Raw genomic sequence first — 17,753 nt, 5'->3', positions numbered from 1 at the left:
ATGGAACGACGCCCCCTCTCCTTCTACGTCCTGACCGCCTTCTTCGCGCTCTTCATCCTGTTCCTCTACGGGCCGACGATCACCATCGGCATCCTCAGCTTCCAGGGGCCGGGCGGCGGGCTGACATTCCCGATGCAGGGCGTGTCGACCTACTGGTTCCACGACCTCTTCCAGGAACAGGCGGTCGGCGACATCTGGGGCGCGTTCCGCCGCAGCCTGGTGCTGGGCCTCATGGTGATGGTGACGACGGTGGTGGTCGCGGTGCTGGGCGGCCTCGCCTTCCGCAAGCGCTTTGCCGGGTCCGGCGCGCTCTTCTACCTGATCATCGCGAGCCTGGTGATCCCGTCGATCCTGATCTCGCTCGGCGTCGGGCTGATCTTTTCCCAGATGGGGTGGAAGATCCACTGGGCGACCTCGGGCTTCGGCGCGCAGCTGACGTGGACGCTGCCCTTCGGGCTCCTGATCATGTTCGCGGTCTTCAACCGCTTCGATCCCAGCTACGAGGAGGCCGCCCGCGACCAGGGCGCCACCGCCTGGCAGACCTTCCGCCATGTCGTCCTGCCGATGATCGCGCCCTCGCTGATCGGTGTCGCGCTCTTCGGCTTCACGCTTTCCTACGACGAATTCGCGCGGACCCTGCTGACCGCGGGCAGCTACAACACCCTGCCGCTGGAGATCTTCGGGATGACGACCAACGTGACCACCCCGGTGATCTATGCCCTCGGCACGCTGACCACCTTGTTTTCCTTCCTGATCATCGCGGTCTTCATGCTGTCGGTGGTGATCGTGAACCGCCGCCGGGCGCGGCACGGATCGGATGCGGGCAAGGGCGTCTGACGTGCGGATCCTCTTCATCAATCCCAATGCCTCGGCCGAGATGACCGAGAGCATCGCCGCCTCGGCGCGCGCCGTCCTGCCCGGGGCCGAGGTGCTGGGCTGGACCAACAGTGACGGCCCGCCCGCGATCCAGGGGCCCGCGGACGGCGACGCGGCGGTGCCGGGCCTGCTGGCCCTCCTGCCCGCGGCGGCCGAGGCCGGGGCCGATGTCATCGTCATCGCCTGTTTCGACGACACCGGCCTCGACCTCGCGCGGGCGCGGGCGCATTGCCCGGTGATCGGGATCGGGCAGGCCGCCTATCACATGGCCGCGCTCATGGGGGCGCGGTTCGCGGTGCTCACGACGCTGGCCGTGTCGGTCCCGGTGATCGAGGGCAACATCCGCGCCCTCGGCTTTGCGGGCGCCTGCGCCACGGTCCGCCCCTCGGGCCTCGGCGTGCTCGAGGTCGAGGCCGGATCACCCGCCACCATGGCGCATCTCGCCGCCGAGCTGGACGCGCTCGACGACGGCAACGCGGGCGCGGTGGTGCTGGGCTGCGCCGGTATGTCGGCGCACCTTGAGACCCTGCAGGCGGGCACCCGGCTGACCCTGGTCGACGGCGTGCGCGCCGCCGCGGGACTGGCCGCCGCGCTGGTCCTCGCCGCGCCGCGGGCCGCCTGACGCCGCCCCTTGCCGATCCTTCCGCCGCGTGAAACTCTGCGCGGCGGAGGCAAGGGGAGGAGCCAGCATGACCGACGACAGACAGATCCTGTGGACGCCGAGCGCCGCGCGCGCCGAGGCTTCGACCATGGCGCAGTACATGCGCTGGCTGAAGGCCGAGCGCGGGCTGGAGTTCGACGATTACCACGCGCTCTGGGACTGGTCGGTCACCGATCTGGAAGGGTTCTGGACCTCGATCATCGCCTTCTTCGACCTGCCGGTGACCGACTGGTCCGAGGTGCTGGCCACACGCAGCATGCCCGGCGCCGACTGGTTCCCCGGCGCGCGCACCAACTTTGCCGCGCAGATCCTGCGCCACGCCTCGGACAGGCCCGACACCCAGGCGATGGTCCTCTGGTCCGAGACCTTCGGCCGGCGGGAGATGACCTGGGACGAGATGGCGGGCCGCGTCGGCGCGCTGCAGGCCTGCCTGATCGACATGGGCGTCGAAAAGGGCGACCGCGTCGTCGCGATCCTGCCGAATGCCTGCGAAAGCCTGATCGCCTTCCTGGCCGTCACCAGCCTCGGCGCGATCTGGTCGCTCTGCGCGCCCGACATGGGGCATACCGCGATCCTCGACCGCTTTCGCCAGATCCAACCCAAGGTGCTGATCGCGCAGGACGGATACGTGCACGCGGGCAAGACCATCGACCGGCGTGAGGTGATCGCGGGCATCGCCGACCAGCTCCCGACGCTGGAGAACCGGATCATGGTCACCGCCCTGGGCGACGCGCCCGCCGGCTGGACCCCCTGGGCCGACACCCTGGCCGCCCCGCGCCCGCCGCTGGTCGAGATGGTGGAATTCTCGCACCCGATCTGGATCGTCTATTCCTCGGGCACCACCGGCAATCCGAAACCCATCGTGCACGGCCACGGCGGCGTGATGCTCGAAGCCGCCAAGCAATCCCTCCACCAGGACATCACCAGGAAGGACCGGTTTTCCTGGCTGACCTCTTCGGGCTGGATCATGTGGAACACGCAGGCGGGCGCGCTCGCCGCCGGGACCACGCTGGTGATCTACGACGGCGCGCCGAACCACCCCGACATGCTGCAGGTCTGGCGCATGGTGGCGGAAGAGAAGATCACCTATTTCGGCGCCGGCGCGGCCTTCTACATGGGCTGCCAGAAGGCCGGGGTGCACCCGGGGGCCGAGCTCGACCTCACCGCCCTGCGCTCGCTCGGCTCCACCGGGTCGCCGCTCTCCCAGGAAGGGTACGACTGGATCTACAGCCAGGTGAAGTCCGACGTCTGGCTCGCCCCGATCTCGGGCGGGACCGACCTGGCCGGGGCCTTCGTGCTGGGCCACCCGATGATGCCGGTCCGCGCGGGCGAGATGCAGTGCCGCGCCCTCGGCAACGCGGTGCGGGCCTATGACGAGGCCGGGCAGGAGCTGATCGGCGCGGTCGGCGAACTGGTCTGCACCGCACCGCTGCCCTCCATGCCGCTCTATTTCTGGGGCGACGACGACGGCACGCGGCTCTTCGAGAGCTATTTCGACACCTATCCCGGCATCTGGCGCCACGGCGACTGGATCGAGATCACCGAGACCGGCGGCTCGATCATCTACGGCCGGTCCGACGCGACCATCAACCGGCGCGGCCTGCGGCTCGGCTCGTCCGAGATCTACCGCGCGGTCGAGGCGCTGGACGACGTGCTCGACAGCCTGGTGGTCGATTGCGAATTCCTCGGGCGCGACAGCTTCATGGCGCTCTTCGTGGTGCCGAAACCGGGCGTCGCGCTGGACGAGGCGCTGACCGAGCGCATCCGCCAGTCGATCCGCACCTCGGTCTCGGCCCGGTTCCTACCCGACGACATCGTCGAGATGGCCGAGGTGCCGCGCACGCTGTCGGGGAAAAAACTCGAGGTGCCGGTGAAGAAGCTCCTGCTGGGGCAGGACCCGGCCAAGGTGGTGAACCGCGACTCGATGGCCAACCCCGGCAGCTTCGACGCCTACATCGCCTACGCCGCAGCCCGCGCGTAGGGTGGGGGTTCCCCCACCCGCCGCACCTCATTTCGTCAGGATCAGCCGCCCGTTCTGGGTCAGCGTCAGGGCATAGACCTGCCCGTCCAGCACGATCTGCACCGCCGACCCGCCGGCCAGCAGGTCGGCCGCGTCGTAACACGGCACCCGCGCCCCGGCCGGGTAGCCGGGGCCAAGGTCGATCTCCACCCGCGGCGGCGGGGCCGTGACCGCGCTCACTCCGCGGCGATCTGCTGGATCGAGCTGAAGCCCTCGAACCGCGGCGCGCCCTCGTGCAGCTTGCGCGATCCCCCGGCGCGGGCATGGGCGGCACGGAACTGCTCGCTCCGGGTCCAGGCGCGGAAAGCGTCCTCGTCCCGCCAGACGGTGTGCGAGGCATAGAGGATCCGGCCCTCTTCCTCGGGCCCCTTGAGCATGTGGAAGGATTCAAAGCCCTCCATCTCGTTCAGCTTGCTCTCGCGGCTCAGCCACAGGTCCTCGAACTCCGCGGCATTCTCCAGCGGCACGGTGAAACGGTTCATGGCGAGGTACATCTCGTCTCCTTTCAGTGAAAATCTGTGGCGCGTGCGCCTATTCCGCCGCCTCGGCGGCGACATGCGGCAAGACAAAGGGCACGCCCGCGGGCGGGGCCGCCCCGACGCGCAGCACGCAGCCGTAGGCGCGCGACAGCACCGCGTCGGTCATCACTTGGCCCGGCGGGCCCTCGGCCAGCACCCGGCCACCTTCCAGCACGTGCACCGCATCGGCGAACATCGCGGTCAGGTTCAGGTCGTGCATCACCGCGACGACCCCGCCGCCCGCATCCGCGAAGTCCCGCGCGATCTGCATCACCTGCAGCTGGTGCGCGATGTCCAGCGCCGACACCGGTTCGTCCAGGAACAGCCAGCGCGGCCCCTCCGGCCCCACCGGTTCGCGGATCTGGGCCAGCACGCGGGCCAGCTGCACACGCTGCTTCTCGCCGCCCGACAGCTCCTGGTAGAACCGCGTCTCGTAGCCTGCCAGCCCGACCCGGGCGAGCGCATGGCGGGCCAGCGGCGCGTCCTTGGGATAGGGCAGGCCCAGGCGGACCACCTCGATCACGTTGAAGGGAAAGGCCAGCGCGGTCGCCTGCGGCAGCACGCCCCGGCGTTCCGCCAGCGCCCAGGGCGGTGCCCCCTTGATGTCGGTCCCGCCCAGCGTCACCCGGCCGTCATAGCCGACCTCTCCGGTCAACGCGCGCAGCAGGGTCGTCTTGCCCGACCCGTTCGGGCCGACGATGCAGCTCACCGCGCCGGGGGCCGCGACATAGTCGATGCCGTGCAGCACCCGCGTCTTGCCGAGGTGCACGATGATATCGGTGGCCTGAAGCGTCACAGGTCGAGCACTCCGCGTTGCCGGAACAGGATCCACAGGAAGACCGGCGCGCCCAGCGTCGCGGTGACGATCCCGATCGGCAGTTCCGCCGGGGCGATCACGCTGCGGGCGATGACATCGGCCAGCAGCAGCAGCGTCGCCCCCAGCAGCGCCGCGTTCACCAGCAGGTGCCGGTGATCCGGCCCCACGCCAAGGCGCAGGAGGTGCGGCACCACGATGCCGATGAAGCCGATGCCGCCCGACATGGCCACCGCCGCCCCGGTGGCGGCCGCGACCGACAGGATCGCCACGTTCTTGACCCGCTGCACGTGGATGCCAAGGTGAAAGGCCGCGGCCTCGCCCAGGGCGAGCCCGTTCAGCCCGCGCGCCAGGAACGGCGCGGCAATCAGCGCGGGCAGCATGATCGGCAACCCGGTCGCCACCTTGGACCATGTCGCCCCCGCCAGCGATCCCATCCCCCAGAAGGTCAGGTCCCGCAGCTGCGCATCGTCGGCCAGGTAGACCAGCACCCCCGACGACGCCCCCGCCAGCGCGCCAAGCGCGATCCCCGCCAGCAGCATCATCGCGACCGAGGTGCGGCCGCGCCGCGTCGCCACGCGGTAGAGGATCAGCGTCGAGGCCCAGCCGCCGAGGAACGCCGCCGCCGGGACCACGTAGTAGCCAAGCGCATCGTGCAGCGCGACCGGCAGGAAGGCCCCCAGCACGATCGCCGTGATCGCGCCCAGCCCCGCCCCCGCGCCGACGCCCACAATGCCCGGATCGGCCAGCGGGTTGCGAAAGAGGCCCTGCATCAGCGCGCCCGACACCGCCAGCGAGGCGCCGACCGCGATCCCCATCAGCGTGCGCGGCGCCCGGATCTGCCACAGCACGACCTGGTCGGTCAGCGACAGCTCTTCGCCCCGCAGCATCGCGCCCAGGCTCGACCAGAGCGAGGTGCCCGCCGCACCGACGCCTAGGCTGATGACCACCGCCACCAGCAGCACGCCGATCAGCACGAGGGTCATCAACCGCGCCCGGTGCGTCCGGTCGCCCGGCACGTGCGCGCGGTCGGCCTCGAAGCTCAGCGCGACCATCGCCTCAGTGCCCCCCGGTGCCGTTCAGCGCCGCGGCGAGGTCGCGCACCGCCTCGGGCGTGCGGATCGAGAAGCCGAGCAGCAGCATCCCGTCCATCCGCACGATCGCCTGGTTCGCCGCCGCCGGCGTGGTCGAGATCGCCGGATGCGCCAGCAGCTGCGCATTCGCCGCCGCGTGGTCGCCCTCGCGGTCCATCATCAGGATCACGTCCGGCTGCGCCTCGGTCACAGCCTCGTCGGTCAGGGGCTTGTAGCCCTCGAAGGCCGTCACCGCGTTCTCGGCCCCGGCCAGCCGGATGATCCCGTCCGCCGATGTCCCGGTCCCCGAGGCCAGGATGCGGCCGTCCTGCATCGACAGGATGAATAGCACCTTCTTGCCCGACGGCACCACGCCCGCGACCGCCGCGTCCAGCTCCGCGCCCACCTTCTCGGCCAGCGCCGCGGCCTTTTCCGGCACCGCCAGCGCATCGCCGACGGCCGTGATCTTCGCCAGCACGGCGTCGCGGGTGAACCCGTCCGGCACCTCCGCGAACGGGATCGCCGCCGCCTTGAGCAGTTCGACCGCCTCGGGCGGGCCCGCGCCTTCTTCCGACAGGATCAGGTCCGGCGCGACCGACAGCACGCCCTCGGGCGACAGCGCCCGGATGTAACCCACGTCGGGCAGCGCCTCGGCCGCCGCCGGGAAGTTCGAGGTCGTGTCGCGCGCGACCAGCCGCCCCTCCTCGCCCAGGGCATAGACGATTTCCGTCACCGCGCCACCGACCGACACCACCCGCTGCGCCGGATCGGCCCAGAGCGGCACCGCCAGCGCCACCGCGCCCAGTGCCGCGATCATGCCGCTGCCAAGATGCTTGATCATGCCGCGACCTCCGCGACCAGGCCGTCCACCAGTTCCATCCAGGCGGCGTTGTGATCGACCTCGGCCGTGCGGTGGCCAAAGACCTGGGTGATCAGCGCACCGCGGCTGTCGAAGGCCTCCACCGACACAGCGGGGCCACGGCGCGACGGCTTCGTCACCGCCCAGACCTCGGCCACGTGGTCGCCGCGCAGGTGCATGTCGAACCCGGGGTCGAGCACGTTGAGCCACGGCCCCATCGCCTTGATCGGCCCGATCGGGCCCGACTTGATCTGGATGCAGCCCGCGTTGCCGGCAAAGATCATCGACGGCACCTGCGTGTCGGCCAGCCGGTGCAGCAGCCGGTCCAGCGCATCCGCCGGCAGCTTCCGGGCATAGGGCGCGCCCGCCATGCGGTAGGCGCCCAGCCGGTTGATCCTGAGCTTGCGGCACAGGATCAGGAACTGGTGGCTGTCGCCCATGCCGTCCCACTCGGCGCGCAGCTTCTCGGCCTTCTCGGGGGCCTCGATGGCGGCCTCGACCGCCGCCCGCGGCCCGGTCGCCAGCCCGTCGCCCACCTCGCCCGTCGCCAGCCGGTCGCGCAGCGCCAGCCAGGCGGACGGATCGGCCTCCAGCGGCAGGTACATCTTGTGCACCGCGTCCCCCGCGGCGTCGAACACCTGGAACGACCGGCGCAGGCCCTGCCGCGTCTCGGCCTCCACGGCAAATCCGTGCACCCAGTGCTTGGGGAAGATCCGCAGGTCGATCTCGCGCCCCAGCACCAGCGCGGCATGCGGCCCGGCGCGGTACCCGGTGTAATCGCCCTCGACCTCCGAGACGATGCTGTCGTTGCGGGTCAGCGCCATCATCTCGCCCAGAGCCTCGAGCCCCGCGATCAGGTCGTCCGGGTCGGCGTTGATCCGGGTCACGCCCTGGCCGGCACGCGCCGCCAGCAGGTGCGCCTCGGACACGCCCAGGCTTTCGGCGAGGTCGCGCGGACGCAGGGTTGCCGCCTCCTGCGCGGCACGCAGCTCGGCCGGGGCCGGGATCGGGGGAACGGTATCGGGGGTCGCGGCCATGCGGGCGGTCCTTTCGAAAGCGAGTGATTCTTCATCAGCTGGCCTGCGCGCCCGCGGCTGGCAAAGCGCAGGGCGCCAAAATCGGCCCGCGCATTCTTGACAAAAATACTTGGCTTAAATACCGGATGCAACCACCGCCTTCACTTGGCGGCGATTTTCCCTCTCAAACGCCAGCCCCTCGGCCAGCACGACCAAGAACCAATCCCAGGGGATGGACATGACGACACGCCTTCACGCGCGTGCGCTGCTGCTGTGCAGCGCCGCGCTTCTCACCTGCACTTCCGCCACCGCGCAAGAGGCGCTGACCCTCGACGCGATCTCCGTCGACAGCAAGCGCGAGGTGCAGACCGGCACCGCGACCGCCGAGACCGTGGTCGACGGCGAAGAGATCGCCGACCGCCAGGCCGGCACCGTCGCAGAACTGGTCGACAGCGCGCCGGGCGTGAACCTGATCAACGGCGGCTCGCCGGTCGGATCGGGCATCAACATCCGCGGTTTCGGCGCCAACGGCACCTACGGCACCGACCAGAAGGTCGGCATCTTCGTCGGCGGCGCCACCAAGGGCAGCGAAGAGCTCTACCGCATCGGCACCCAGCTCTTCACCGACCCGCTCCTCTACCGCGAGGCGGTGGTCAAGCGCGGCATGGGCGGCACCTTCGAATACGGCTCGGGCTACTTCGGCGGGCTGATCCTGCTGGAGCCGATCCACGCCTCCGACCTGACGATGGGCGAAGAGGGCTTCAAGCTGCGCCAGACCCTGCAGTTCGGCACCAACGGCGACGGCATCGCCTCCTCCACCACCGCCGGCTTCCAGCAGGGCAACCTCGAGATCCTCGGCAACTTCACCTACCGGACCGAGGGCGTGCAGGTCGACGGCGCGGGCAACGACCGCACCACCAACGGCTACGACCTGCCGTCCTGGCTGATCAACGGCCGCCTGACCTTCGGCGAGGCCGACGAACACCAGCTCAGCCTGATGCTGTCGCACACCCAGACCGATGAAACCGACGTGCCCTACGACAGCTTCGGCACCTCGGGCGGGGTCTTCGGCAACGTCGACCGGCAGACCGACGACAAGACCGCGGTGCTGCGCTACGACTACGACGCGCCCGACAACGACTTCGTCAACCTGCGGCTGGAACTGTCCTACTCCGACCAGCAGATCGACCAGCAGTACGTCGAGGGCTCCTCGCCCTATGCCCCGGTCGGCGGCTACCCGACCACCAACGCCGATCACCGCTACCAGACGACGAAACTGCTGGCCAAGAACACCGGCTACCTGACCACCGGCGCGATCGACCACACGCTGACCTTCGGGGCCGAATTCCTGCACCGCGAGCGCCTCGATGCCGCCTCTGCCCCCGGCGGCACCGACAAGCGGTTCGCGATCTTCGCCTCGGACGAGATCGATTTCCGCAACGGCCTGACCATCACCCCCGAGATGCGGTTCGAGACACAGGAGATCGGCGGCGACAGCTACGGCACCTACACCAACGACGCGCTCATGGGCGGCGTGTCGGCCCGGTACGAATTCGGCAGCACCGGCTTCGCCGTCCTCGGCGGCGTCTGGTACAACGAGAACCTGCCGATCATCGACGACCTCGGCACGCCAGCCTACATGACCCAGCCCGAAACCGCGATGAACTACGAGGCCGGGATCGCCTATGACGGCGCCAACCTGCTGTCCGAGGGCGACGCGCTGGCGGTCAAGCTGGTCGGCTACGTCACAAACGTGCGCGACGTGACCTCCTACTCCGGCGTCGAGGCGGTCGACCTCAAGGGCCTGGAACTCGAAGCGGCCTACTCGCTCGCCTCGGGCTACTACGTCGACCTCAACGCCAACGTCGCCCGCGGCACCGAGAACCCCGGCAGCAGCACGGAAACCTACTGGGACGGCATCCCCGCCGACCAGCTCCGCGTCAGCCTGGGCCGGAAATGGGGCGAAGAGCTCGACCTCAGCTGGGAGGTCGCGGCCGACGCCCGCATGACCCGCGCATCCACCGAAACGGACGGCAGCGTCGTGCACAACCTGCGCGCCACCTACCGCCCGCAGGCCGGCATCCTCGAGGGCAGCGAGTTCCGCTTCGGGGTCGAGAACCTCTTCGACCTCGACTACACGCCGCACCTCGCCACCCGCGCGGCACCGGGGCGCAACATCAAGTTCACCCTGACCACCACGTTCTGAGGCAGGGGCAGGTACAGGCAGCAGGCGGCGCCGGGCACCCGGCGCCGTCTTGCGTTCTGCCCCGCCGATGCAACGCAGGGGAACAGTGGCGCGCGGCCCGCAACGGTGGTTAGCCTGCCCGCGAACACGCATCACGGGGGGCGGCCGGAACTCCGGCCGGGCAGGACATGCTGGCCAAGGCATTCAAGATCATCATCGGCGCGCTGCTGCTCGCCGTCATCGCGGTCACCGGCTACCTGCTGATCGCCCCGCCCGACCTGCTGCGCGTCGGCACCAACTATTCAGCCAAGATCGTCTGCTCCAACGTCTTCCTCGCGGGCCGCGATGCGGACGAGGTGCTGGCCCTCGACGTGCAGGCCCCGGGCCACCCGCTGCTGAAATACGTCTCGGCCGACGCCGACCTCGACACCGGCACCGTGAAGACCCGCGTCTTCGGCCTCTTTGCGCCCGCCGTGTCGCAGTACCGCGCGGGCCTCGGCTGCACCAACGTGCAGGACGCGGACCTCAGCGAAACCACCCTGCCCGCCGCCGCCGCCCTGCCCGCGGCCGACTGGCCGCGCGGCAACCCCGCCGCCCCTGTGCTGGACCCCGCGATCGGCGAGATCCTGTCCGACGACGCGCTGCTCGGCGAAGGCTTCCGCGCGGCGGTGGTGATCCGGAACGGCCGCCTCGTCGGTGAACGCTACGCCGAGGGTTTCGACGCCGACACCCCGCTGCTCGGCTGGTCGATGACCAAGACGGTCGTCGCGGGCCTGATCGGCACGCTCGTCGAGCAGGACAGGATGGCGCTCGACGATCCGCTGACCGACACCTTCGCGGACTGGGCCGGCGACGACCGCGGCGCCATCACGGTCGCGGCGATGCTCGCCATGGCCAGCGGCCTCGACTGGAACGAGGATTACGGCGACGTCTCCGACGTGACCCGGATGCTCTACCTCAACGACGACATGGCCCAGTTCGCCGCCGCGCGCCCGGCCACCGCCGCGCCCGACACCGTCTTCAACTATTCCTCGGGCACCTCGACCATGCTCTCCCGCGCCTGGCAGGACCGGGTCGAGGGCGACAGCCTCGCCTACCCGCGCGCCGCGCTCTTCGACCCGCTCGGCATGACCTCAGCGGTGATGGAAACCGACGCCGCCGACACCTTCGTCGGGTCGAGCTACATGTACGCCACCGCCCGGGACTGGGCCCGCTACGGCCAGTTCCTGCTGCAGAAGGGCACGTGGAACGGCCGCCAGATCCTGCCCGCCGGCTACACCGACTGGATGTTCGAACCGACCGAGGCGTCGGGCGGCGACTACGCCCGTGGCCACCTCTGGCGCGAGGCGCCGGGCGGCCTGCCCCCGTTCGAGGACGCGGTCTGGCTGCAGGGCCACGATGGCCAGTCCGTCGGCATCTTCCCGTCGCACGACATGGTCATCGTCCGCCTCGGCCTGACCCCGTCGCGGCTGCGCTACAGCCCCTTGCCGCTGGCGGTGAAGCTGATCGAGGCGCTCGAAGGGTAGTCGCGCCGCTTTGCGCCCGCGCCGCGCGGCGCTACCATGTGCCATGACCCGACCGCCGGAACCGGCTGAAAGGACCACCATGCGCACCCCCGAAACCGACAAGTCCAACGTCATCGCGTTCTACGAGATGATGTTCAACGATTGCCGCCCCGCCGACGCGCTCGCGCAGTACGCCGGGGCGGACTACATCCAGCACAACCCGCACGTGGGCGACGGCAAGCAGGCCTTCGTCGACTACTTCGACCGGATGGCCCGCGAACACCCGGGCAAGCGCGTCGAGGTCAAGCGCGCCTTCGCGGACGACGGCCATGTCATCCTGCACTGCTACCAGTACTGGCCCAACGGCGCGGACTACGCCGGCATCGACATCTTCCGGCTGGATGCGGACGGCAAGGTGGTCGAGCACTGGGATGTCCTGCAGGAAATCCCCGACCACAGCCAGAACGACAACGGGATGTTCTGACACCGCCTCCGACCACCGACCGCCTGGTTAACCCGCCGCGCGACCCGGCCCCGCACCGACGCGATACCGACGTGGCATCCGGTGCGTCCCGGCCCAGTTAACCAAGGCCCGGACACGCCGATTCGCGCGGCAGGGACGATCCCCCGCCGCGCCCAGCGCCAGGATTCCGGTAAGGTTTGGGGCGCGCTATCCCTGCCCGCGCTGCTCGCAGAACCGCAGCCGGTTGCCGAAGGGATCGATCACCGTCACCTCCAGCCCCCAGGGCGCCTTTTCCAGGCCGGGGTTCATGTTGGCATAAGGCCGCGTCTTGAGCTCGGCATGGAACGCCTCGATCCCCTCCATCGGCACGAAACTCGTGCCGCCCGGGGTGGCATCGCCGTGGTGTTCGCTCAGGTGCAGCAGGCAGTCCGACCGCGACACCTGGGTATAAAGCGGCATCCCGTCCTGGAACCGGTGCTCCCAGTCGGTGCGGAACCCCAGCCAGTCGTTGTAGAATTCCCGCGCCTTGCCGGCGTCGAAGATCCGCACGATCGGGATCGCCGGCCGGATCCTCACAGCCCCCTCGCGCGCCGCGATCCGCGCCGCGAGGGTGTTCCAGTCGGGCAGTTCGAACTGCGCCGCCACGAGCTCCAGCGCCTGGGCATGGGAGATCTCCTGCCCCGCCGACGCAAGCCCCTTCCGCAAGGCCTTGGCCATCGCCTTGGCATCCGTGATGTCACGCATGACACGTTTCCTTTCGCAACCGGACGAATTCCAATCGGTGCCCGCATTGCCGAGGTCCGTCCCGTGCTGAAAGCTGGTCGTGCCTGGGGTCCAGTCGACACGTTCACCATGGCGCAAGGGCCGCGGGCGGCAGGCCGTGTCAGCCTGCGCGGACCCTAGGCCGCGCCCCGTCGCCGGTCAATGGTGATGGTGTCCCGCCGCCGCGATCCGGTGGCCGTAAAGCGCTGCGTCGCAACGGCTTTCCCCGGCCCGCTCGAACTCCAGGGTCGAGTGGCCGACACCGAACTCCGCCGCCAGCAGCGCCTTGATCTCGCGCTTGACCTCTTCCAGCCGGGGCCAGCCCTCGGCGGTCAGCACCACGTGGGTGTCGAGCCCGGCCTCGTGCTCTTGCATCTGCCAGAGATGGACGTGGTGCACCTCGGCCACGCCCCCGACCGTCAGCACCCGCGCGATCAGCGCATCGCCGTCAACGTCCGGGGGGCTGCCCAGCATCAGCGTGCGGATCGGCCCGCCGATCTCCGAGAGCGCCATCCAGAGGATGTAGACCGCGATGCCGATCGTCACCAGCGGATCGACCAGCCGCCAGTCGTAGAGCAGGATCAGCGCCCCGCCCAGCACCACCGCGACCGAGGCCAGCGCATCCGAAAGGTTGTGCAGGAACAAGGCCCTGATGTTCACGCTGTCTTTCTGCATCGACCAGGTCAGCGCCGCGGTCAGCGCATCGATCACCAGCGCGACGGAGCCGACGACCACCACCGTCCAGCCCCCCACCTCGGGCGGATCGACCAGGCGCATCCCGCCCTCGTAGACCAGGTAGACCCCGACCACGATGAGCGTGGTGTAGTTGATCAGCGCCGCCACGATCTCGATCCGGCCATAGCCAAAGGTCATCCGCGCATCCGCCGGCCGCCGCGCCACCTTGCGCGCGACAAAGGCGATCACGAGCGAGGCCATGTCGCTGAGGTTGTGCAACGCATCCGCGATCAGCGCGAGGCTGCCCGACAGCACCCCGCCGATCACCTGCGCCACCGTCAAAAGCGCGTTCGCCCAGATCGCGATAGACACCCGGCGGTCGCCGCTGGCGGGATCGAGGTGCGCGTGGCCGTGGTGATCATGGGGCATGGGCGGTCTCCTTCCGCCCAGACCTGCGCCCTGCGGCACCAGAACGCAAGGCGGCACAGCACCGCACGGTGCCCTCCGGCGCCGTTAACTGGCGGGATCGTAAAAGAACTCGCGCACTTCCTGCGCACATCGGCAGGCCTCCGCGAGCCTGCGCGCCCATTCAAGCGCCGCCGCCCGGTCCGGCAGCTCCAGCACGGCGAACCCGCCGTCGAGGTGGCTGCCCGGATAGGTCTCCGGCGTGACCCGTCCGTCGCCCGAGACCAGCACCGGCGCGACCCCTTCGTGGATCCCGCCCGCAAAGACATAGACCCCGGCCGCCTTCGCCGCCTCCACCACCGCCCGCGCCGCTTCGCCGACCGCGGGCAACTCCGCCTCGCTGACCTGCATGGCCCGGCTGGGAAACGAGATGAGGTACTTGGTCATGCCCCACTCTCCGCCCGTCGCGGCGCGATCGTCAATCGGAACATCCGGGGCGGTCGGCCGTCGGCGCCATGTGGCGGAGGAGGTGGGATTCGAACCCACGATACGCTTTCACGCACGCCGGTTTTCAAGACCGGTGCATTCAACCACTCTGCCACTCCTCCGGACCCGCCAGCCATTAGCGGGGCGGCGTTGATTCGGCAAACCCCTGTCGGAAAGGTGCAAACGGGCCACGCTGGCGGGCGCTCTGGGCCGCGTGGCGCTGGCGGGCTTCCCATGGCGCGCGGCCGTCGTTACACTCCCCGGTCAAACAAGGCCCGAAAACGGGCCACCTATCGGCGGCGCCGGGGCATCCCGGCAACACGCGGCGCAGGCCGCGACAGGCATGAGGCAAGTCATGATCGCAGGGAAACTCCATCCTCTCGGACCCGTCCGGACCACCGGCATGCGCACGCTGCGCGCCGCATCGCTGTTCTCCATCGCGCTGGCCACCACGGCCTGTGTCGACGGCGGCGACTTTCCGATGTTCCAGTCCAAGGCGACCGAGGGCACCGAGGATGTCGCCACCCGGCGCGCCACGCGGCTGATCGAACGCGACATCGAGGCGCCCGAGGTCTTCCAGGTGACCGAGGCCGGCCTCTGGGACGGACGCCCCTCGCTCGGCGGCGTCTGGGTCGCCCATCCCGACGTCACGGAACCCGAGCGGGTGCTGATCCGCAACACCGCCAACGACAAGTTCGTCATCGGCGCGCTCTTCCGGCGCGAGCGTGAGAACCCGGGCCCGCGCCTGCAGGTCTCCTCGGACGCCGCCGCGGCCCTGGGCATGCTGGCCGGCGCGCCGCAGAACCTGAACGTCACCGCGCTGCGCCGCCAGGAGGTCCAGCAGACCGCCGAGGCCGAGGCCCCCGAGGCCCCCGACGAAGAGGTCGCCGGCGATCCGATCCAGGCCGCCGCCCGGGCCATCGACACCGCCGAGGGCGCGACCACCGAAACCGTCGCCGCCGCGGCCAGCACCGCCGCGCCGCTGACCGAAGCCGCGGTAGAGGCCGCGCCCGCCGCCGCGCCGGACACCGGCAAGAAATCCGGCTTCTTCTCGCGCCTGTTCAAGAAAAAGGACAAGCCCGCCCCGGCGATGGAGGCCACGGCCCTCGACGCGCCGCAGGTCGAAACCACCGCCCTCACCGCGCCCGAAGTGGCCACCGCCCCGCTCGACGCGATGCGCACGGCACCGGCGCAGCATGTCGCGGCCCAGACCGTCGCCGCCACCGCCGCACCGCGGCCGGCGGCCTCGAACCTGTCCAAGCCCTACCTGCAGATCGGCATCTTCAGCGTCGAGGAAAACGCCCAGAACACCGCGACCGCGATGCGCCAGCAGGGCATGATCCCGACGGTGCGCAAGCAGTCGAGCCAGGGCAAGGAATTCTGGCGCGTCCTGATCGGCCCCGCGACGACCGCGACGGAACGGGCCCAGCTTCTCGATAAAGTGAAGGCCTCGGGCTTTACCGACGCCTACGCTGTGACAAACTGACCGCCCCGTGCCAGACTGGCACGCGAGACCGGGACCACCCCCCAGGCGCCCGGCCAGACGGAGACATAGATGACCCAGACCGCAGCACCCCGCGCGTTTCGTGCGATGCTGTCAGCCCGGTGGACCTCCGCCGGGCTGCGCCTCGTTTCGGCCCTGCTGTTCGGCGCGCTGAGCGCCCTGCCCGCCCAGGCCTTCGACACCACCGCCAAGGCGGCCTACGTGGCCGACATCACCACCGGCACCGTGCTGCTGTCCAAGAACGCGGACGAGGCGCTGCCGCCCGCGTCCATGTCCAAGCTGATGACGCTCTACGTCACCTTCGAGGCGCTGCGCGACGGCCGCCTGACGCTGGACGAGGAACTGCCGGTCTCGACCCACGCGATGAGCTACGGCGGCTCGACCATGTTCCTCGACACCACCGACAAGGTGAAGGTGTCGGACCTGCTGCGCGGGGTGATCGTGCTCTCGGGCAACGACGCCTGCGTCGTGCTGGCCGAGGCGCTCAGCCCGGACGGGACCGAGGCCGGCTTTGCCCGCTACATGACCCAGCGGGCGCAGCAGATGGGGCTGACCAACTCGACCTTCGCGAATTCCAACGGCTGGCCCGCCGACGGCCACCGGATGTCGATGCACGACCTGGCCCTGCTGGCCGAGCGCCTGATCGAGGACTTCCCCGAATACTACCCGCTCTTTGCCGAGACCGAGTTCGCCTTTGACGGCCGCGCGCCGCAGAACGTGCACAACCGCAACCCGCTCCTGAGCATGGACATCGGCGCTGACGGGCTCAAGACCGGCCACACCAGCGAGGCGGGCTATGGCCTCGTCGGGTCGGCCAAGCAGGACGACCGCCGCATCGTCTTTGCCTTCTCGGGCCTCGACAGCACCACCGCCCGCGCCGAAGAAAGCCGGTCGATCGTCAACTGGGCCTTTCGCCAGTTCGCCGAGAAACCCCTCAGCAAGGCCGGAGAGGTGATCGCCCAGGCGGATGTCTTCATGGGCAGCCAGCCGCGCATCGGCCTGACCACCAGCGAGGATCTCGTGGCCCTGCTGCCGGTCCTCGTCGGCAACAACCTCGAGGCCGAGGTCGTCTACCTCGGGCCGATCAACGCACCGGTCAAGGCGGGCGACGAATTGGCCCAGCTGATCCTGCGCCCCGAGGGCCTGCCCGAAACCCGCGTGCCGCTGATCGCGGCCAGCGACGTCGCGCGCGGCGGGTTCCTGGTCAAGCTGCGCACCGCCTCCCAGCACCTGCTGCGGCGCTTCGGCGGGGACGAGGCCGAACCGGCGGCCGAGGCAGAGGCCTCTTGAGCGAGGCCCTGCCCGGTCTCTTCGTCTCGTTCGAAGGCATCGACGGCTCCGGCAAGTCGACCCAGGCCCGCCGCCTGGCCGACACGCTCCGTGCGGCGGGCCGCGACGTCGTCCTGACCCGCGAACCCGGCGGCTCCCCCGGCGCCGAGGAAATCCGCCGGCTCGTGCTCGAAGGCGACCCCGACCGCTGGTCGGCCGAGACCGAGATCCTCCTCTTCACCGCCGCCCGGCGCGACCACCTGGAACGCACCATCCTGCCCGCCCTCGCCGCCGGACAGGTCGTGATCTGCGACCGCTTCGCCGATTCCACCCGCGTCTACCAGGGCGTATCGCGCGGGGATCTGCGCGCCACGGTCGACCGGCTGCACAGCTTGATGATCGGGCGCGAACCGGACCTGACCGTCCTGATCGACATGGACCCGGCCCAGGGCCTCTCCCGCGCGCTTGGCCGCCAGGGCTCCGAGGAACGGTTCGAAAGTTTCGGCGAGGGCCTGCAGCAGAAGATGCGCGCCGCCTTCCTGTCGCTCGCCGGCGAATTCCCCGACCGGTTCCGCGTGATCGACGGCGGCCGCGGGATCGACGCGGTGGCGGACGACGTGCTGGCGACGGTCACGACCGCGCTGGCCTGACGGGCCCCGCCT

Annotated in this window: 18 protein-coding genes and 1 tRNA gene; 9 read left to right on the top strand and 10 right to left on the bottom strand. The window is 70.0% G+C overall.

All coding sequences use genetic code 11. From position 1 onward, the window contains the following. The 3 genes from ACE2AC_RS15935 to ACE2AC_RS15925 all read left to right on the top strand — a co-directional run bounded on the left by ACE2AC_RS15935 (nucleotide 1) and on the right by ACE2AC_RS15925 (nucleotide 3,518). Nucleotides 1–837, top strand: a complete 837-nt coding sequence (locus ACE2AC_RS15935; protein ID WP_375688418.1) for an ABC transporter permease — start codon at nucleotides 1–3, stop codon at nucleotides 835–837. Nucleotide 838: 1 nt separating this feature from the next. After that, on the top strand, nucleotides 839–1,498 hold the full coding sequence (locus ACE2AC_RS15930; protein ID WP_375688417.1) for an aspartate/glutamate racemase family protein: 660 nt from the start codon (nucleotides 839–841) through the stop codon (nucleotides 1,496–1,498). Nucleotides 1,499–1,565: 67 nt separating this feature from the next. Beyond that, the gene (locus ACE2AC_RS15925; protein WP_375688416.1) at nucleotides 1,566–3,518 is read left to right on the top strand and encodes an acetoacetate--CoA ligase; all 1,953 of its coding nucleotides are present in this window, start codon (nucleotides 1,566–1,568) and stop codon (nucleotides 3,516–3,518) included. A gap of 27 nt (nucleotides 3,519–3,545) precedes the next feature. Here the strand turns inward: ACE2AC_RS15925 and hemP are convergent, their stop codons facing one another. From hemP to ACE2AC_RS15895, 6 genes are read right to left on the bottom strand one after another with little or no spacing between them, the layout of a single operon-like run. Continuing rightward, nucleotides 3,546–3,737, bottom strand: coding sequence for a hemin uptake protein HemP (hemP, locus tag ACE2AC_RS15920; protein ID WP_375688415.1), 192 nt, complete (start codon nucleotides 3,735–3,737; stop codon nucleotides 3,546–3,548). Further along, nucleotides 3,734–4,051, bottom strand: a complete 318-nt coding sequence (locus ACE2AC_RS15915; protein WP_375688414.1) for an antibiotic biosynthesis monooxygenase family protein — start codon at nucleotides 4,049–4,051, stop codon at nucleotides 3,734–3,736. The genes hemP and ACE2AC_RS15915 overlap by 4 nt, the downstream gene beginning before the upstream one ends. 37 nt (nucleotides 4,052–4,088) lie before the next feature. Beyond that, entirely contained in the window at nucleotides 4,089–4,871 is a 783-nt protein-coding gene (locus ACE2AC_RS15910) for a heme ABC transporter ATP-binding protein (protein ID WP_375688413.1), read from the bottom strand. Further along, entirely contained in the window at nucleotides 4,868–5,944 is a 1,077-nt protein-coding gene (locus ACE2AC_RS15905; RefSeq protein ID WP_375688412.1) for a FecCD family ABC transporter permease, read from the bottom strand. Before ACE2AC_RS15905 ends, ACE2AC_RS15910 begins: the two co-directional genes overlap by 4 nt. A gap of 4 nt (nucleotides 5,945–5,948) precedes the next feature. Then, nucleotides 5,949–6,803, bottom strand: coding sequence for a hemin ABC transporter substrate-binding protein (locus ACE2AC_RS15900; RefSeq protein ID WP_375688411.1), 855 nt, complete (start codon nucleotides 6,801–6,803; stop codon nucleotides 5,949–5,951). Further along, nucleotides 6,800–7,858: a hemin-degrading factor gene (locus ACE2AC_RS15895; protein WP_375688410.1), complete on the bottom strand. Its 1,059-nt coding sequence runs from the start codon at nucleotides 7,856–7,858 to the stop codon at nucleotides 6,800–6,802. Before ACE2AC_RS15895 ends, ACE2AC_RS15900 begins: the two co-directional genes overlap by 4 nt. 217 nt (nucleotides 7,859–8,075) lie before the next feature. Between ACE2AC_RS15895 and ACE2AC_RS15890 the strand changes: the two genes are divergently transcribed. From ACE2AC_RS15890 to ACE2AC_RS15880, 3 genes are all read left to right on the top strand, one after another. Next, on the top strand, nucleotides 8,076–10,043 hold the full coding sequence (locus tag ACE2AC_RS15890; protein WP_375688409.1) for a TonB-dependent receptor domain-containing protein: 1,968 nt from the start codon (nucleotides 8,076–8,078) through the stop codon (nucleotides 10,041–10,043). A gap of 167 nt (nucleotides 10,044–10,210) precedes the next feature. Continuing rightward, nucleotides 10,211–11,548 carry a serine hydrolase domain-containing protein gene (locus ACE2AC_RS15885; RefSeq protein WP_375688408.1) on the top strand — a complete coding sequence of 446 codons (1,338 nt, stop codon included), beginning with the start codon at nucleotides 10,211–10,213 and terminating at the stop codon, nucleotides 11,546–11,548. A gap of 79 nt (nucleotides 11,549–11,627) precedes the next feature. After that, complete coding sequence (locus ACE2AC_RS15880) at nucleotides 11,628–12,011, top strand: nuclear transport factor 2 family protein (protein WP_375688407.1); 384 nt, start codon at nucleotides 11,628–11,630, stop codon at nucleotides 12,009–12,011. Between the two features lie 186 nt (nucleotides 12,012–12,197). Here the strand turns inward: ACE2AC_RS15880 and ACE2AC_RS15875 are convergent, their stop codons facing one another. From ACE2AC_RS15875 to ACE2AC_RS15860, 4 genes are all read right to left on the bottom strand, one after another. Beyond that, nucleotides 12,198–12,734 (bottom strand): glyoxalase superfamily protein, encoded by a 537-nt coding sequence (locus ACE2AC_RS15875; RefSeq protein ID WP_375688406.1) that lies wholly within the window; start codon nucleotides 12,732–12,734, stop codon nucleotides 12,198–12,200. A gap of 177 nt (nucleotides 12,735–12,911) precedes the next feature. Then, entirely contained in the window at nucleotides 12,912–13,856 is a 945-nt protein-coding gene (locus tag ACE2AC_RS15870) for a cation diffusion facilitator family transporter (protein WP_375688405.1), read from the bottom strand. 84 nt (nucleotides 13,857–13,940) lie between these two features. After that, entirely contained in the window at nucleotides 13,941–14,279 is a 339-nt protein-coding gene (locus tag ACE2AC_RS15865; protein ID WP_375688404.1) for a YciI family protein, read from the bottom strand. Between the two features lie 71 nt (nucleotides 14,280–14,350). Further along, nucleotides 14,351–14,440, bottom strand: a tRNA-Ser gene (locus ACE2AC_RS15860). 281 nt (nucleotides 14,441–14,721) lie between these two features. Here ACE2AC_RS15860 and ACE2AC_RS15855 point away from each other — a divergent pair. From ACE2AC_RS15855 to tmk, 3 genes are all read left to right on the top strand, one after another. After that, nucleotides 14,722–15,804 carry an SPOR domain-containing protein gene (locus tag ACE2AC_RS15855; protein ID WP_375688403.1) on the top strand — a complete coding sequence of 361 codons (1,083 nt, stop codon included), beginning with the start codon at nucleotides 14,722–14,724 and terminating at the stop codon, nucleotides 15,802–15,804. Between the two features lie 105 nt (nucleotides 15,805–15,909). Continuing rightward, a complete protein-coding gene (locus ACE2AC_RS15850; protein ID WP_375692121.1) occupies nucleotides 15,910–17,112 on the top strand; it encodes a D-alanyl-D-alanine carboxypeptidase family protein in 1,203 nt (400 codons plus the stop codon). After that, nucleotides 17,109–17,741 carry a dTMP kinase gene (gene tmk / locus ACE2AC_RS15845; protein WP_375688402.1) on the top strand — a complete coding sequence of 211 codons (633 nt, stop codon included), beginning with the start codon at nucleotides 17,109–17,111 and terminating at the stop codon, nucleotides 17,739–17,741. Before ACE2AC_RS15850 ends, tmk begins: the two co-directional genes overlap by 4 nt. Nucleotides 17,742–17,753 lie beyond the last annotated feature (12 nt).

The sequence above is a fragment of the Pseudooceanicola sp. LIPI14-2-Ac024 genome (genome assembly GCF_042188925.1).
Classification (GTDB): Bacteria; Pseudomonadota; Alphaproteobacteria; order Rhodobacterales; family Rhodobacteraceae; genus Pseudooceanicola.
Note: the sequence above shows the minus strand (reverse complement) of the source record. Positions and strands in the feature narration are given on the sequence as shown.

Coding starts and splice junctions, on each gene's coding strand:
- ACE2AC_RS15935 (WP_375688418.1), top strand. CDS start 1: ATGGAACGACGCCCCCTCTCCTTCTACGTCCTGACCGCCTTCTTCGCG.
- ACE2AC_RS15925 (WP_375688416.1), top strand. CDS start 1,566: ATGACCGACGACAGACAGATCCTGTGGACGCCGAGCGCCGCGCGCGCC.
- ACE2AC_RS15915 (WP_375688414.1), bottom strand. CDS start 4,051: ATGTACCTCGCCATGAACCGTTTCACCGTGCCGCTGGAGAATGCCGCG.
- ACE2AC_RS15905 (WP_375688412.1), bottom strand. CDS start 5,944: ATGGTCGCGCTGAGCTTCGAGGCCGACCGCGCGCACGTGCCGGGCGAC.
- ACE2AC_RS15900 (WP_375688411.1), bottom strand. CDS start 6,803: ATGATCAAGCATCTTGGCAGCGGCATGATCGCGGCACTGGGCGCGGTG.
- ACE2AC_RS15895 (WP_375688410.1), bottom strand. CDS start 7,858: ATGGCCGCGACCCCCGATACCGTTCCCCCGATCCCGGCCCCGGCCGAG.
- ACE2AC_RS15890 (WP_375688409.1), top strand. CDS start 8,076: ATGACGACACGCCTTCACGCGCGTGCGCTGCTGCTGTGCAGCGCCGCG.
- ACE2AC_RS15885 (WP_375688408.1), top strand. CDS start 10,211: ATGCTGGCCAAGGCATTCAAGATCATCATCGGCGCGCTGCTGCTCGCC.
- ACE2AC_RS15880 (WP_375688407.1), top strand. CDS start 11,628: ATGCGCACCCCCGAAACCGACAAGTCCAACGTCATCGCGTTCTACGAG.
- ACE2AC_RS15875 (WP_375688406.1), bottom strand. CDS start 12,734: ATGCGTGACATCACGGATGCCAAGGCGATGGCCAAGGCCTTGCGGAAG.
- ACE2AC_RS15870 (WP_375688405.1), bottom strand. CDS start 13,856: ATGCCCCATGATCACCACGGCCACGCGCACCTCGATCCCGCCAGCGGC.
- ACE2AC_RS15865 (WP_375688404.1), bottom strand. CDS start 14,279: ATGACCAAGTACCTCATCTCGTTTCCCAGCCGGGCCATGCAGGTCAGC.
- ACE2AC_RS15855 (WP_375688403.1), top strand. CDS start 14,722: ATGCGCACGCTGCGCGCCGCATCGCTGTTCTCCATCGCGCTGGCCACC.
- ACE2AC_RS15850 (WP_375692121.1), top strand. CDS start 15,910: ATGCTGTCAGCCCGGTGGACCTCCGCCGGGCTGCGCCTCGTTTCGGCC.